This is a genomic window from uncultured Sphingomonas sp., assembly GCF_964244265.1.
In the GTDB taxonomy this organism is placed as follows: Bacteria; Pseudomonadota; Alphaproteobacteria; order Sphingomonadales; family Sphingomonadaceae; genus Sphingomonas.
In genome coordinates, this window is sequence record NZ_CAXTHV010000002.1 from 98879 (window position 1) to 113817 (window position 14939).

17 protein-coding genes are annotated in these 14939 nt (G+C 66.4%); 1 reads left to right on the top strand and 16 read right to left on the bottom strand.

The genetic code is table 11. The features are described from left to right. Positions 1-26: 26 nt before the first annotated feature. The 14 genes from ACFE7K_RS01445 to rpsB form a co-directional block, all read right to left on the bottom strand. The gene (locus ACFE7K_RS01445) at positions 27-1112 is read right to left on the bottom strand and encodes a helix-turn-helix domain-containing protein (RefSeq protein WP_375396370.1); all 1086 of its coding nucleotides are present in this window, start codon (positions 1110-1112) and stop codon (positions 27-29) included. Positions 1113-1175: 63 nt separating this feature from the next. After that, complete coding sequence (gene rpmE / locus ACFE7K_RS01450; protein ID WP_375396371.1) at positions 1176-1406, bottom strand: 50S ribosomal protein L31; 231 nt, start codon at positions 1404-1406, stop codon at positions 1176-1178. Positions 1407-1478: 72 nt separating this feature from the next. Further along, positions 1479-1709 (bottom strand): hypothetical protein, encoded by a 231-nt coding sequence (locus ACFE7K_RS01455; protein WP_375396372.1) that lies wholly within the window; start codon positions 1707-1709, stop codon positions 1479-1481. Positions 1710-1712: 3 nt separating this feature from the next. Further along, positions 1713-2135 carry a 3-hydroxyacyl-ACP dehydratase FabZ gene (gene fabZ, locus ACFE7K_RS01460; RefSeq protein ID WP_375396421.1) on the bottom strand — a complete coding sequence of 141 codons (423 nt, stop codon included), beginning with the start codon at positions 2133-2135 and terminating at the stop codon, positions 1713-1715. A gap of 65 nt (positions 2136-2200) precedes the next feature. Beyond that, positions 2201-2845 (bottom strand): OmpH family outer membrane protein, encoded by a 645-nt coding sequence (locus ACFE7K_RS01465; RefSeq protein ID WP_375396373.1) that lies wholly within the window; start codon positions 2843-2845, stop codon positions 2201-2203. After that, positions 2845-5565 carry an outer membrane protein assembly factor BamA gene (gene bamA / locus ACFE7K_RS01470; protein WP_375396374.1) on the bottom strand — a complete coding sequence of 907 codons (2721 nt, stop codon included), beginning with the start codon at positions 5563-5565 and terminating at the stop codon, positions 2845-2847. The genes ACFE7K_RS01465 and bamA overlap by 1 nt, the downstream gene beginning before the upstream one ends. A gap of 80 nt (positions 5566-5645) precedes the next feature. Further along, positions 5646-6785 carry an RIP metalloprotease RseP gene (gene rseP / locus ACFE7K_RS01475; protein ID WP_375396375.1) on the bottom strand — a complete coding sequence of 380 codons (1140 nt, stop codon included), beginning with the start codon at positions 6783-6785 and terminating at the stop codon, positions 5646-5648. Between the two features lie 13 nt (positions 6786-6798). Next, a complete protein-coding gene (locus ACFE7K_RS01480; RefSeq protein WP_375396376.1) occupies positions 6799-7953 on the bottom strand; it encodes a 1-deoxy-D-xylulose-5-phosphate reductoisomerase in 1155 nt (384 codons plus the stop codon). Beyond that, entirely contained in the window at positions 7953-8759 is an 807-nt protein-coding gene (locus ACFE7K_RS01485; RefSeq protein ID WP_375396377.1) for a phosphatidate cytidylyltransferase, read from the bottom strand. Before ACFE7K_RS01485 ends, ACFE7K_RS01480 begins: the two co-directional genes overlap by 1 nt. Then, the gene (locus ACFE7K_RS01490; protein WP_375396378.1) at positions 8756-9493 is read right to left on the bottom strand and encodes an isoprenyl transferase; all 738 of its coding nucleotides are present in this window, start codon (positions 9491-9493) and stop codon (positions 8756-8758) included. Before ACFE7K_RS01490 ends, ACFE7K_RS01485 begins: the two co-directional genes overlap by 4 nt. A gap of 34 nt (positions 9494-9527) precedes the next feature. Further along, the gene (gene frr, locus ACFE7K_RS01495; RefSeq protein ID WP_375396379.1) at positions 9528-10085 is read right to left on the bottom strand and encodes a ribosome recycling factor; all 558 of its coding nucleotides are present in this window, start codon (positions 10083-10085) and stop codon (positions 9528-9530) included. 3 nt (positions 10086-10088) lie between these two features. After that, on the bottom strand, positions 10089-10865 hold the full coding sequence (pyrH, locus tag ACFE7K_RS01500) for a UMP kinase (RefSeq protein ID WP_375396380.1): 777 nt from the start codon (positions 10863-10865) through the stop codon (positions 10089-10091). Between the two features lie 130 nt (positions 10866-10995). Further along, positions 10996-11934: a translation elongation factor Ts gene (tsf, locus tag ACFE7K_RS01505; protein WP_375396381.1), complete on the bottom strand. Its 939-nt coding sequence runs from the start codon at positions 11932-11934 to the stop codon at positions 10996-10998. Between the two features lie 85 nt (positions 11935-12019). Next, positions 12020-12829: a 30S ribosomal protein S2 gene (gene rpsB, locus ACFE7K_RS01510; RefSeq protein WP_375396382.1), complete on the bottom strand. Its 810-nt coding sequence runs from the start codon at positions 12827-12829 to the stop codon at positions 12020-12022. A gap of 343 nt (positions 12830-13172) precedes the next feature. Here rpsB and ACFE7K_RS01515 point away from each other — a divergent pair, with 343 nt between their 5' ends. Continuing rightward, the gene (locus tag ACFE7K_RS01515; protein WP_375396383.1) at positions 13173-13391 is read left to right on the top strand and encodes a hypothetical protein; all 219 of its coding nucleotides are present in this window, start codon (positions 13173-13175) and stop codon (positions 13389-13391) included. On the opposite strand, the gene ACFE7K_RS01520 is transcribed toward ACFE7K_RS01515, so the two are convergent. Together ACFE7K_RS01520 and ACFE7K_RS01525 are read right to left on the bottom strand one after the other, a co-directional pair. Beyond that, complete coding sequence (locus ACFE7K_RS01520) at positions 13345-14130, bottom strand: CDP-alcohol phosphatidyltransferase family protein (protein ID WP_375396384.1); 786 nt, start codon at positions 14128-14130, stop codon at positions 13345-13347. The genes ACFE7K_RS01515 and ACFE7K_RS01520 overlap by 47 nt on opposite strands. An 8-nt stretch (positions 14131-14138) precedes the next feature. Continuing rightward, positions 14139-14858, bottom strand: a complete 720-nt coding sequence (locus ACFE7K_RS01525; RefSeq protein ID WP_375396385.1) for a phosphatidylserine decarboxylase — start codon at positions 14856-14858, stop codon at positions 14139-14141. Positions 14859-14939 lie beyond the last annotated feature (81 nt).

The following is a 14939-nucleotide window of genomic DNA, read 5'->3' on the forward strand; positions in this document are numbered from 1 at the left end:
CCGGCTTCACTCGCAGCCTCTCGAATTCAACATTTGAGACGCCGCCGATAGGCGCTCGGACTGACGCCGAACCTGGCGTGGAAGGCACGGTTGAAGGTCGCCTTCGAGCTGAAGCCCGCCGCGAACGCCAGTTCCAGCAGGTCGCTCCCGTCGCCGGCGTCGATCCGCCGCGCGACTTCGTCGGCGCGCATGCCGTTGATGAGTTCGTTGAAGTTGACGCCCAGCCCCTCGTTGATCGCGCGCGAGAGGTAAGTGGAATTGACACCGAGCCGCCGAGACAGATCCGCCAGGCTGAGATCGGGCTCGCACCACCAGCGCGCGTCGTCCGTCCGATCCCGCCATCGTCTGCCCAGCGCCGGCCAGTCGTGCGCCTTGCGCTCGGGCAAGGCGGGTGGAGCAATCGGCGCGGGCAGCAGAGGCATTGCCGTCGCGCGCCAGCCCTCCAGCGCAAGCCCCATGGAGACCAGCGCGAGCCACAGAAAGAAGGGTCCGATGTCCAGCTCGGCGATCCAGTTCGAATAGAAGAAGATGCCGGCGTAGGCGACCGCCGTCACGAACAGCAGCGCGAACGTGGCCGACAGCAATGCCATCGCATGGCGATCCGCGTCGCTCCGCTCCTGAACCAGCCGCAAGCGCAGGCGGCGCATGAGCCGCAGCGACGATATCGTGTAGCAGAACAGCGAAATGACGAACGCGAGTTCGAGCGCCGGCTTGACCCGATGGTCGTGTCCCGTCTCCTTCCATTCGTGGCGGATCGTCGCCGGCAGCAAAAGGCAGCCACAGCAATAGCCGAGTTCCAGCAGCGCCGGTATGAAGTGAAGCCATTCCCGGCGCGGGCCTTTGCCCATGGTTCGCGCGAACACATAAGCGTAGAGCAGCGGTCCGACCGCCAGCGGCGCGTTGAGCGGGAAGAGCGCAAGCCAGTCCGGCGCCTCGACATGGCCGCGCCAGCCAAAAATATAGGGCGTGGTCTTGCCGGCAAGCACACACAGCAAGGCGGCGAGCCGCCAATCCGATGAGCGGCCCGAACGCATCGAAAGAACGGCGACGGCAACGATCAGGTTTTGTGCCAGCGCCGCCAGCAGGATGCCAGTCGCCCAGTCAAGTGTCATATTCGAACGACCGATTCCGCAATGCCGCTGGCGGGCGCGTCATCGGCAACGCGCCTTCCGCCGCTATTTCCTGCCGAGCGTCAGTCCGCCGAAGCGCTTGTTAAAGCGTGCCACCTGGCCGCCCGCGTCCAGCATCGTACCCTTGCCACCGGTCCAGGCCGGATGCGCCAGCGGATCGATCTCGAGGGTCATCAGGTCGCCTTCCTTGCCCCAGGTCGACCGCGTCTCGTACACGGTGCCGTCGGTCATCTGGACCTTGATCATGTGATAATCGGGGTGCGTATCCTGCTTCACGTCGCCATCCTTGATCCAGACCGCTGGTTTCCGACCAGCAGCGAAGGCGCGGCGCCTAGCAGAGCAATCTCGTCAAGGCAATGTCGCCCAGGCAGTCCGCCGGCGCCACCGGCCGATCGCGACGATCGTCCAGATCGCCTCGACGATCCCGAACGGCCATGCGCCCTGGAGAAAGCCATAAGTGGAACTCATCAGGCAACCGCCGGCGAACCCCAGCGTCCACCAGCGCGCCCGCTCCTCCAGCATGTAGCAGACGAGCGTGAAGCTGACCGCGAGCAGACCGAAGGCAGCCAGACCGTCCATAGCTCACCCGCTCGGCGGATCGGCGATCATCGCGGTGAAATTAGCCTGCGCCGCGATCTTGCCGTCGACCAGCGCCCTGCCGGCGAACTTGCAGACGCTCGCGCGCTTCTGGACGAACTCGACTTCAAGGCGGAGCAGCACCCCTGGTTCGACCGGCTTCCGGAATTTCGCCTCGTCGATCGCCATGAAATAGACCAGCTTGCCGGATCCGGCGAGCCCCAGGCTTTCCACCGCCAGGACGCCCGCGGCCTGCGCCAGCGCCTCGACGATCAGCACGCCCGGCATGATCGGGCGGCCGGGAAAATGGCCCGCGAAAAAGCCTTCGTTGATCGTCACTGCCTTGATCGCCACGATCGACCGGTCCGGGATCAGTTCCTCGACCCGGTCGACCAACAGCATCGGATAACGATGCGGCAGCGCCGCCATCACCCGCGCACTGTCGAACGAAATAGCCGCGGTGGCGGGAACGGACGCCGTCGCCGGCGCGTCGCTCACCGCCCGGACGGCTTCTTGCCGCCCGCGGCCGGCGCCGGCGTCCCTGCGGCCGCGCCCGCCGCGCCGGCCTGGCCCGGCTGCCACCCGGCTGGCGGCGTCGCACTGACCGTCGGGACCAGCTTGTTGAGCTCGGTCGTGATGGCGCCGGTGATGTCGGCGGTCTGATCGGCAAAGATCGCCGCCTGCGGGCGCAGGATCATGCTGATCTTCCGGGCCGCGATCACCGACTGGACGGCCTGGGGCAGCTTGGCCGAAATCTGCTCGAGCACATATTGCTGGGCGCGGGCGGCGGGCGCCTCGGCGGTCTGGATCTGGGTCTGCTTGGCCTGGATGGTGGCCAGCGACGGGTTATTGGCGGCCTGCGCGGCGGCCAGCTCCGGCTGGCTCAGCTGGCCGTCCTTGTTGGTGTCAAGCGCGGCGAGCAGCGGCTCGACCTCCTTGCGCGCCGAATCGGCGGTCGCCAGCTGGGTCTTGTAGGTTGCCTGGATCGTCGCGGTCGCGGAGGTAAAGGCGGCGGTCTTGACCACCGCCTGTTCGGGATCGGCGATCGCGACGGTCTGGGCATGGGCCGCAGGAGTGACGGCGACCGCCGCGATGGCCGCCACCGCGCCTGCCGACAAAAGCTTGATCTTGCTGGTCATCAGAACTGTGTCCCTACGTTGAAGGTAATGAGTTTCTTGTCGTCGCCGGGCGCGGAAAGCAGCGCCTTGGCAATATCGATGCGCAACGGCCCGAACGGCGAATTCCAGTTCACGCCGAAGCCGATCGAGATTCGCGGCTTGGGCGTGTTGCCCAGGAAGCGTTCGGCGAAGGGAGCGATCGACGTGGTATAGGCGGTATTGACCGACCCGCCGGCGCACGTTCCGCCCAGGGTGGCCGAATAACCGGTCATGCACGTCGTCACCGCGCCCGGATTGGTCGCGTCGTCGCTGGGCACGATGTACAGCGGATTGCCCGACGTATCGAGGACGGACTGGGTGATCGGCAGCACGGTGACCTTGCCCGTCGTCGGATCGACGCTGGTCGGGAAAGTCGCGGTGGGGAGCGGACGCGTGATGCCGAATACCGCGCCGACGTCGACGAAGATCGACGGCCGCAGCCCCAGTTCGCGCGCGCCGCCCCCCAAGGGCGGCTGCAATTCAAAGCGCACCAGGTAATAAGCCCGGCCGCCCAGCGCGTCGTCGACGATCTGGTTCTTGTCGGTCACCAGGATCTGATCGCCGGCATCATTGGTAGTGTAGGGAACGCGCTGGACGCGTGGCCCGACGCCGCGAATGTCGAAGCCGCGGATTTGGGGTTCACCGAGATAGAAGCGGTCGGTAATGCGCACCGGATCGATGCCCGGCCCGCGGCTTTTTTCGAGCGACTTGATATAGCCGCCCTCGCCGCTGACCGAGAAGATCCACCCCTTGCCCAGGTTCCAATATTTGGCGCCTTCCAGGCGACCGCGCAGATAGCGCACGTCGCCGCCCAATCCGGCAAAGTCGACGCTCGCGACCAGTCGCTGGCCCGCGGTCGGGCGCAGCCGGCTGTTGAGGCTGTCGTAGATGAGCGACGCCCCCAGCGACGAGGTCGCGCGGTTGCCGATCGCCTCGCACAGATACCGCCCCGCCTTCAACGGATCGCAGGTACCGCCAGTGAAATACGTGCCGGTGTCCAGCCCCACCTCGTCATAGCTGAGCCCGTAGCGGCCCGCCAGCGACCAATATTCGGTAAGCGGCACGCCGCTGCGGATCTGGAAGCCCGTCGATACCTGCGAGTAAGTGGTCTGGCGCTGATCGCCGACATAATTGAACGAATTATAGTCGCGGCGGAAGATGTCGATGCCCAATGCGATATTCTTGTCGAACAAATATGGTTCGGTAAAACCCAGCTGGACCGACTTGGAATAAACCGAATAATCGACGTTGGCGCGCAATGCCTGGCCCTTGCCACGAAAGTTGCGCTGGGTGATGCCGGCCTGGATGATGAACCGCTCGAGGCTGGAATAGCCGGCCGACAGCGACAGTTCGCCTGTCGCCTTTTCCTCGACATTGGTTTCCAGAACGACGCGGTCGGGGGCCGACCCCGGCGTCTGCTTGATTTCCAGCTTGTCCTGGAAGAATCCTAGCGAGTTGATGCGATCCTGGCTGCGCTTGACCTGGAAGCTGTTGAACGCGTCCCCTTCGGCCAGGCGGATTTCGCGGCGGATCACCTTGTCCTGGGTCGCGCGGTTGCCGGTGATCTCGACGCGCTCGACATAGGTCCGCTTGGCTTCGGCGATGTGGAAGTTGATCGACATCGTCAGCGTTTCGGGGTCGCGCTGAAAATCGGGGCTGACGTCGGAAAAGGCATAGCCGAACAGCCCGGCCGTCTCGTTCAGGCCGTCGACCGAATCCTCGACCTTCTTCGCATCGTACCAATCGCCCTTCTTGACCGGCAGGTTGGCGGCCAGCGCCTTGTTGTCGAAATCACGGATGTCGCTGTCGACGGTGACGTCGCCGAATTTGTAGCGCGGTCCTTCCTCCACCACGTAGGTGATGATGAAGTCCTTCTTGTCGGGTGTCAGTTCGGCCACCGCCGACGTCACGCGGAAGTCGGCATAGCCTTCGGTCAGGTAGAATTGGCGCAGTTTCTGCTGGTCATAGGCCAGCCGGTCCTGGTCGTAGCTGGTCGCCGACGAGAAGAAGCGGAACAGCCGTGCCTGTTTGGTGACCATCTGTTCGCGCAGCTTGTCGTCGTTGAACACCTGGTTGCCGATGATGTTGATCGCGCGGACCTTGGACTTGGGGCCCTCGTCGATCTCGAAAACGATATCGACGCGGTTCTGGTCGAGATTGACCATCTTGGGCTCGATCCGCGCGGCGAAGCGGCCCTGGCGACGATAGAGCTCGATGATCCGGGCGACGTCCTGGCGCACCGCGGTGCGGGTGAAGATCTGGCGCGGAGCCAGCTTGATCTCCTTGGTGATCTTGTCCGACTTCAGGGACTTGTTGCCCTCCAGCACCACACGGTTGATGATCGGGTTCTCGCGGATGCGGATGACGATGTCGCCGCCTTCGACACCGGCGATCGAGACATCGGCGAACAGGTCGCTCGCCAAGAGGTCACGAAGCGCCTGGTCAAGCGTCTCGTTGGTATAGGCCTGGCCAGTTCTGAGCTTGGTGTAGGACAGCACGGTCTCGGGTTCGATGCGCTGCGCGCCTTCGACCCTGAGGGTGCGGATCACGCGCTGCGGCGCCGGCGCGGGGGCGGCAGCAGGAGCAGGGCTCGGTGCCGGCGCTGACTGGGCATGAGCGAGCGGTACGCCCGACAGCATCGTGCCCGCCAGCAACGCAACGGCCCGCAGACCGGATTTCGAACCGTTGATCGCTGTCACCATCCAACCCCAGCGGCATGAATTGCCGTATTCATCGTCATCAAAAAAGAGCGCGCTTGCCCTGCCCTAACCAAGGCGGTCGTTCAACCCGGGCCGAGCAGCCCCGAAACCTGCTTCCACAAGCCGATCGCGCCCAGATCGTTGAACGTCACCACCAGGGTGAGCGCCAGGATCGCGGCCAACCCGCCGCGAAACGCCCATTCCTGGATTTGCGGGGTCACCGGCCGCCTCCGTACCGCCTCGATCGCGTAAAAGAACAGGTGACCACCATCCAGCATCGGCACTGGCAACAAGTTGATGAATCCCAGATTAATCGAGATCAGCGCGACCAGCCCGACAAAGTTGACCCAGCCCAGGCTCATCTGTTCGCCGGAAATCTTGGCGATGCGGATCGCCCCGCCCATTTCCTTGATCGAGCGCTGGCCGCTGATCAGCTGCGTCAGGTTCTCGGCGGTCATCCGCACCAGATCGCCGACCTTGCGCGCCGCGACGCCCGGTGCTTCGATTATGCCGACCCGTTGCAGCACCGGCGCGACGGGGCCGACCCCCAGCAGGCCGATATCGCCCTCGTTGCCGAAGCGGTCCTTGACGTGTTCGCGGCCGATCGTCGCCTGCACCGCGGTGGCTGCCCCGGCGCGCACGATATCCACAGTCACTGCCTCGCCGGCACGACCCTGGATGTAGAAGATCATGTCCTCGAACGTGTCGACCGGACGGCCGCCCAGAGCGGTAATGCGATCGCCGGGTTTCAGCCCGGCCTTGGCCGCAGCACTCCCCTTCATCACCGATCCGATGAGGGTCGGCGTCCGGTCCTGGCCAAACGCCATCGCGAAGCCGAGCAGGATGAGGAAGGCGAGCAGGAAATTGGCGATCGGACCCGCCGCGACGACGATCGCGCGTTGCCATAGCGGCTTGGCCTGGAACGTCCGCGCGCGTTCGGCGGGGGGCAGTTCGAGCCAGGCCGGGTCGGGCTGGCTTGCCGGGTTCATGTCCCCGGCAAACTTCACATAACCCCCCAGCGGCAAGGCGCTCAGCTTCCACCGTGTGCCCCGGCGATCGGTCCAGCCGGCCAGCTCGCGCCCGAAACCGATCGAAAAGACGTCGGCCTTGATGCCGAACCACCGGCCGGCAAGGTAATGGCCGAGCTCGTGGAAGAAGACCAGCGGACCCAGCATCAGCGCAAAGGCGCCCAGGGTTAGCAACAGGCCGGGAGTCTGGATCAAATCACGCCATCCTTCACACGCAGGCCCTTGCCCGCTCGCCCGCCATCATACGCGCCTGCGCATCGATCGCCAGAACATCGTCCACCGTCACCGGCGACGGCGGATCGTAGGCCGCAAGCGTATCGGCGACGATTGCGGCAATTTCGAGGAAGCCGATGCCCCGGGCGAGAAACGCCGCCACCGCCACCTCGTTGGCGGCGTTCAGGATCGCGGGGCGGGCGCCGCCGTCGCGCAGGGCCTGCCGCGCCAGCGCCAGCGCCGGGAAGCGCTCCTCGTCGGGCGCCTCGAAATCCAGCCGGGCGAGCGCGGCGAAGTCCAGGCTGGGCATGGGCGTCGCCATCCGGTCGGGCCATGCCAGGCAGTGCGCGATCGGCACCCGCATGTCGGACGGGCCGAGTTGCGCCAGCACCGACCCGTCGACATATTCGACCATCGAGTGGATCACCGACTGGCGGTGGATGATGATCTCGATCCGTTCCGGCGCAACGGGGAACAGCCGCGCCGCCTCGATCAATTCCAGCCCCTTGTTCATCATCGTCGCCGAATCGACCGAAATCTTTGCGCCCATCGACCAATTGGGATGGGCGACGGCCTGTTCGGGGGTGACGCTGCGCATCTGCTCGCGGCGCCACGTGCGAAACGGCCCGCCGCTGGCGGTAAGCACGATCCGCCGAACGCGCGCCGGACGGCTCGCGTCGAAACACTGGAAGATCGCATTATGCTCTGAATCGGCGGGCAGCAACGTCGCGCCGTGGCGCTTGGCCGCGGCGACGATCACGTCGCCGGCGGAGACCAGCGGCTCCTTGTTGGCGAGCACGACCGTGCTACCGCTCTCGATCGCCGCCATCACCGGGGCCAGGCCGGCACAGCCGACGATCGCCGCCATCGTCCAGTCGGCACCCGATCGCGCCGCGTCGCACACCGCCTGCGCCCCGCCCGCCACGCGGGTCCGGGTGCCCGACAAGGCGGCGCGCAGCGGCTCGACGCAGGTCGCGTCGGCAACGACCGCCCATTCGGCCCCGGTCCGCCGCGCCGCCGCCGCCAGGCCGGCCACGTCGCCATTGGCGGTCAGCGCCTTCACCCGAAACTGGTCGGGTGCACGCTCGATCAGGTCGAGCGTCGAGGTGCCGATCGACCCGGTGGCGCCCAGGATGGTAACCGTCCTCACTATAAAAGGCCGTAGAGCTTTGGCACGACAACCGCCAGGAACGCCGCCGCCGGCGCCACCGGCACCAGCCCGTCGAGCCGGTCGAGCACGCCGCCGTGGCCCGGGAACAAGGTCCCGCTGTCCTTGCGCCCCGCGCGTCGCTTCAGCCAGCTTTCGAACAGGTCGCCGCCCTGCGCGATCAGCGCGAGTACCGGCGTCGCCAGCGTCAGCCGCATCGCCAGTCCGAACATATTATGCAGGAAAAGGGCGAACAGCGAGGCCAGCACCACCCCGCCTACCAGCCCGGCCCAGGTCTTGTTGGGGCTGATCACCGGCGCCAGGCGCACGCCGCCAAAGGCCCGCCCGGCGAAATAGGCGCCAATGTCGCACATCCATACCAGCGCCAGCGTCCACAGGGCGTAGAGCAACCCGTATTCGGGCATGCGGCGGATCAGGAGCAAGGCCAGCACCGGAATGCCGACATAAAGGATGCCCGCCGCCAGCCACGGCAGGCGCGAGACGATCACGACGAAGAACGCCGCGCCGAACACCAGGCCCAGCGCGAAGAACCCCGGCCCGGCGCCGGCGGGCGACATGATCGTCAGCGGCACGACGAGTGTCAGCAGCGCAAGTTGCCGACGCCGCGGGGACGCGTCGACGATCTGCGCCCACTCGCCCAGCATGAACAAAGCGAGCAGCGAGACGACCAGCCAGAATACCCACCCCCCGATCAGCACCGCGATCAGCGCGGTCGCGATCAGCCCCAGCGCGACCAGCGTCCTGACGAGCAGTTCGGGCGGGCGCCACGGCGCGGCGGGTTCGGTCACAACCCTCCGAAGCGGCGCTGGCGGCGGCCGAAGGCGGCAATCGCTTCCCGCAACGTCGCGGCGTCGAAATCGGGCCAAAGGGTATCGACGAACAGCAGCTCGGCATAGGCCGCCTGCCACAGCAGGAAATTGGACAGGCGCTGTTCGCCCGACGTGCGGATCAGCAGGTCGAGCGGCGGCAGGTCGCGCGTCTCCAGCAATGCCTCGATCGCTGGTGCGTCGATCTGCTCGGGCTGAAGTCCGTCGTCTCGCACGCGGCGGGCCAGTTCGCGCGCGGCATTGGCAATCTCGGCCCGCGATCCGTAATTGAGCGCGATCGCCAGCAGCGACCCCGTATTGCCGGCGGTGCGCGCCACCGCATCGTCGACCAGGTCGGCGACATCCGCCGAAAAGCGCCGATAGTCGCCGATCACCCGCAGCCGCACGTTCTCGCGCACCAGTTCGGCCAGGTCCGACCGGATGAAGTGGCGCAGCAGCCCCATCAGGTCGCGCACCTCCTGTTCGGGCCGGCGCCAGTTTTCCGAGGAAAAGGCATACAGGGTCAGCGCCTCGATCCCCAGTTCGCGCGCGGCGCGGCTGACCCGGCGCACCGCCTCCACCCCCGCTTTATGCCCGAACAGCCGCGGCTGGTGGTGCCGTTTCGCCCAGCGACCGTTGCCGTCCATGATGATCGCGACATGGCGCGGCCGTTCCGGGTCGCCCGCCGTGGTTTCCAGGATCGGCGCGGAACTCATCACAACCCCGTCGACACAAGGCTAGACAGATGGTTCACTTGCCCATGATTTCCTTTTCCTTGCCCGTTGCCACCGCGTCAATGGCGGCAATCGTCGCATCGGTCATCTTCTGGACGTCGGATTCGTGGCGTTTGCGTTCGTCTTCTGAATAAACGCCCTTCTTCTCGTCGGTCTTCAGGCCGTCCATTGCATCGCGGCGCACGTTGCGCACCGCGACGCGCGCCTTTTCGGCATATTGGCCGGCCAGCTTTGCCAGTTCCTTGCGCCGTTCCTCGGTCAGATCGGGGATCGGCAGGCGCAGCGTCTGGCCGTCGTTGATCGGGTTGAGGCCGAGGCCGGCCGACCGGATCGCCTTTTCGACCGCCCCGACATTCGACTTGTCCCACACCTGCACCGACAGCATCCGTGGTTCGGGCGCCGAGACGGTCGCGACCTGGTTGAGCGGCAGGTGGCTGCCATAGACCTCGACCGTCACCGGTTCGAGCAGCGTGGTCGAGGCCCGCCCGGTGCGCAGCCCCCCCAGGTCGTGCCGCAGCGATTCGGTGGCACCGGCCATGCGTCGTTCGATATCGGCCTTGTCGTAAACGGCCATCGGTCATCCTTCCTTCTGCACGATCGTCGACACGCCCTCGCCGCGCAAGACGGCGGCGAGATTGCCATGCTGGCGGATGTTGAAGACGACGATCGGGATCTCGTTGTCCCGGCACAACGCCACGGCGCTGGCATCCATCACCTTCAGGTTCTGCGCCAGCACCGTGTCATAGCTGACGGTCGCAAAGCGCCTGGCGGTCGCCACCTTCTTGGGATCGGCATCGTACACGCCGTCGACCGACGTGCCCTTGAACAGCGCGTCGCACTTCATCTCGGCGGCGCGCAGCGCGGCGCCGCTGTCGGTGGTGAAGAACGGCGAGCCGACGCCGGCGGCAAAGATCACGACGCGACCCTTTTCGAGATGGCGTTCGGCGCGGCGGCGGATGAACGGCTCGCACACCGACTGCATCGGGATCGCCGACTGGACGCGGGTGTCGACGCCGATCTGTTCAAGCGCATTCTGCACCGCCAGCGCGTTCATCACCGTGGCCAGCATGCCCATGTAATCGGCCGTCGCGCGCTCGATCCCCTTGGCCGCCGCCGACAACCCGCGAAAAATGTTGCCGCCGCCGACGACGACGCACAGCTCGTATCCCGCCGCGCGGGCATCGGCGATTTCGCTCGCCACCCGTGCGGTGACCGCCGGATCGATCGACAGGCCGCCTTCTCCCCCCCCGCCTTTCCCGCGATGCTGCGCGTTACCGGAACCTGGGGCGGCTTCGCCCATCAGCACCTCGCCGGACAGCTTGAGCAGGATGCGTTTGAATCGCGGGCTGGTCATGGCACCTTGCAGTCTGGCGGTCGGTTCGGGAGCGGCGCGGACCTTAGGCAGGTCGCCCGGCGATGCCAAGGATGCAAAACCGCCGTACGTCGCCGGAACCCTGGGCTGCTCCGCCCGCCCCCGAACCGACCTACGCAGTCGGCTGCGGCACGCCCGAGGCGGCGGCGACTTCGGCGGCGAAGTCGCTCTCTTCCCTCTCGATGCCTTCGCCCAGCTGGAAGCGGACATAATCGGTCAGCCTGATCGCCGTGCCGGCGTCTTTCGCCGCCTTGGCGACGACGTCGGCGACCGGCGTCTTGCCGTCCATTACGATCGGCTGGCTGAGGAGCGCGTTTTCCTTGGCGAACTTCTTGATCGCGCCGTCCACCATCCGGGCGACGATCTCGGGGGTCTTGCCGCTCTCCGCCGCCTTTTCGGTGGCAATCGCGCGCTCGCGCTCGATCACGTCGGCGTCCAGCCCCGCTTCGTCGAGCGCCAGCGGGAAAGCCGCTGCGACGTGCATCGCGATCTGCTTGCCGAGCGGCTCGAGCACGTCGATCCCGGCGCTCGATTCCAGCCCGACCAGCACGCCGATCTTGCCCAGCCCGGGCGCGGCGGCGTTGTGGACATAGGGGACGACGGCGCCGCTCGACACCGATACGGCACGCACGCGGCGCAGCACCTGGTTTTCGCCGATCGTGGCAATGTTGGCGGTCAGGACTTCCTCGACCGTTCCGCCCTGCGCCATCGGCGCCGCCTTCAGCGTGTCGAGGTCGTCGCCCTTCTCCAGCGCGATCGCGGTCACGTCGCGGACGAACGTCTGGAACTGGTCGTTCTTGGCGACGAAGTCGGTCTGGCTGTTGACCTCGACCGCTACGCCCCGGGTGCCGGCCACGGCGATCCCGACCAGTCCCTCGGCGGCCGTACGGCTCGATTTCTTGGCCGCCGCGGCCAGCCCCTTGGTGCGCAGCCAGTCCATCGCGGCGTCCATGTCGCCGCCGGTCTCGTTCAGCGCCTTCTTGCAATCCATCATGCCCGCGCCGCTCTTTTCGCGCAGGTCCTTGACCATCGCTGCCGTGATGTCGGCCATCGTCCTAATCCTCTTGGTTCAGATATGAATGCGGCGGGGCAGAGCGGTCACGCCCTGCCCCGCCGATGTTTCAATTCGGCGACGCTCAGGCGTCGATCTGGGGCTCGGCGTCTGCCGCCGTCTCCGTCTGCGGCGGCGTGTCGGCGGTGAGCGCGTCCTCGGCCGGCGGTTCGATCATCGCTCCCACGTCGCGGCCCGATCGGGCCTGCTGCTCGTTGCCACCCCGCGTCGCGGCGATCGCGATCGCCTCGCAATACAGCCGGATCGCCCGGCTGGCGTCATCATTGGCCGGCACCGGGAAGGCGATACCGTCCGGCGAGACGTTCGAATCGAGGATCGCGACGACCGGGATGCCCAGCGTGTTGGCTTCCTTGATCGCCAGTTCCTCCTTGTTGGCGTCGACCACGAACATCACGTCGGGAATGCCGCCCATGTCGCGGATGCCGCCCAGCGACAGGTCGAGCTTGTCCTTCTCGCGGGTGAGCTGGAGCACTTCCTTCTTGGTCAGGCCGACCGTGTCGCCCGACAGCTGCTCCTCCAGGCTCTTGAGTCGCTTGATCGAATTGGAGATCGTCTTCCAGTTGGTCAGCATCCCGCCAAGCCAGCGATGGTTGACGAAATGCTGGTTCGACCGGCGCGCGGCGTCGGCGATCGGCTCCTGCGCCTGGCGCTTGGTGCCGACGAACAGCACCTTGCCGCCCGCGGCGGTCGACCCGGCGACGAATTCCAGCGCGCGCGCGAACAACGGCACCGTCTGCGACAGATCGAGGATATGAACGCCGTTGCGGTCGCCGAAGATGTAGGGCTTCATCTTCGGGTTCCAGCGATGCGTCTGGTGGCCGAAATGCGCGCCCGTTTCGAGCAATTGCTGCATGGAGACGACAGGTGCCGCCATAGGGATAGATCCTTCCGGTTGAGCCTCTGGGAAGCGGATGACGCGACGACCGGGAAGGTCGACGCGCACCGGGCTATGATGCTTCCCATGCGGGTTTGAAGGCGCGCCGCTATCCGATGACGGCCAAAAAGGCAAGAGCCGCTATTCGGCGGCGGCCGGGGCACGGCCGGACATCGCCCTCACTCCGTTGGACGAGCCACGATACCCTGCCATGTTCTTTTCAGTTGACAATCTGAACATAGAAGGAACATAAAGCGATCATCAACAGGTTTGGGAACCTGTGGATAACTTGGCCGTTCCGCGACTATCGGGACGTTCCCGACGTAAAGGAAGATGCGTTATGATGGCGCTGACTATTCTGTTGTTCGCCACCGCGATGATCGCGGCTGTCTCGACGATCGCGGTAACGGTGATGCCGGCATTGCCGAAGATCATGAGCGCACTGACCGGCCCCGTTGCGGAGCCGATCCTGCCGCCCTTGCCGCCGCGGCGTAGCGCGCTGGTCCGGGCCAGCGTCAGGCCGGTGGCTGGCGACCCGTCGCGTTGGCGCGCTGCCGCCTGATCCGGGCATAGCCGGCGACGCTGAACGGCAGCGTCGCGGCATAGACGATCCCGAGCACGGCAAGCGTCGGCCAGGGGGCCGAGACCAGGGCGGCGCCGGTCGCGACGATCGCGGCAAGCACCTCGAACCGGATACGCGGACGCAATCTCAGCGATGCCCAGCTGAACGTCGCCAGGCTGGACACCATCAGCAAGGCCACCGCCACCAGCCATCCGGCCACCATCCATGGCGAGCGCAACCAGGCGTAATCGGTGACGAACCATAGATACATTGGCAGCATGACCAGCCCCGCGCCCGCCGGGGCCGGCACCCCGGTAAGGAAGCCTGCGGATTTGTGCGGCTGTTCGGCCAGGTCGATGCCGGCATTGAACCGCGCCAGCCGCAATGCGCAGAACACCGCATAGACCAGCGCGCACACCCAGCCGAAACGCGGCGCGTCGGTAAGCGACCACAGATAGAGGATCAGCGCGGGGGACACCCCGAAGGCGATCGCATCGCTGAGCGAATCGAGTTCGGCGCCGAACCGGCTCTGGCCGCGCAGCAATCGCGCGACGCTGCCGTCAATGCCGTCGAGCAGGGCCGCGACGATCACCATGGCCACGGCCAATTGCCAATCCCGGTCGATCGCGAACCGAATGCCGGTGAGGCCCGCCGACAGGGCCAGCGCGGTCACCGCATTGGGCGCGATCGCGCGCAGCGGCAGCCCGGCCGGCATCCGGCCCAGCGGGCGGACGCGCATCGGCGGCCTCACTGCGTCACGCCGGTCGCCACCTCGCCTCCCGCCCGCGCCAGGATGGTCTCGCCGGCCAGGGTCCGCTGGCCCAGCACCACCTGGCAGGCGCTGTCGGCGGGCAAATACACGTCGACGCGGCTGCCGAACCGGATCAGCCCGACCCGCTGTCCCGCCGCGATCATGTCGCCGATCTTGACGAACCCGACGATGCGCCGCGCGACCAGGCCGGCAATCTGGGTGAACCCGACCAGATGCCCGTCGCGATGCTCGACGACGATATGCTGGCGTTCATTGTCGTCGCTCGCCTTGTCGAGATCGGCGTTGAGGAACTTGCCCGATATGTAGACCACCTGGCGGACCACGCCGGCGATCGGCGTGCGATTCACGTGAACGTCGAACACGCTCATGAAGATCGACACGCGCACCAGCGGCGCGGTGCCCAGCGCGGCAAGTTCGGCCGGGGGCACGACCGGCCGGATCATCGTCACCAGCCCGTCGGCCGGCGCGATGACCAGCCCGTCGCCGCGCGGCGTGACCCGGATCGGATCGCGGAAGAACGCGGCGATGCCCAGGGTCAGGAATGCCAGCGGCCAGGCGGCGAACGGCCAGAACAGCATAGCCGCCAGCGTCAGCACCCCGGCGGCGATGACATAGGGCCGACCCTCGCGATGCATTCCGGGAAACCGCCACTTCACCGTGGTCGTGCCGATGGCCGGCGGGTCGATCGAAGGCATCCGCGCGCTCTACCGGTCTTGGCTCGGCAAGGCAACGCGACGCTGTCCTACACGCCTTGTCCCTGATACGTTCGACCCTTT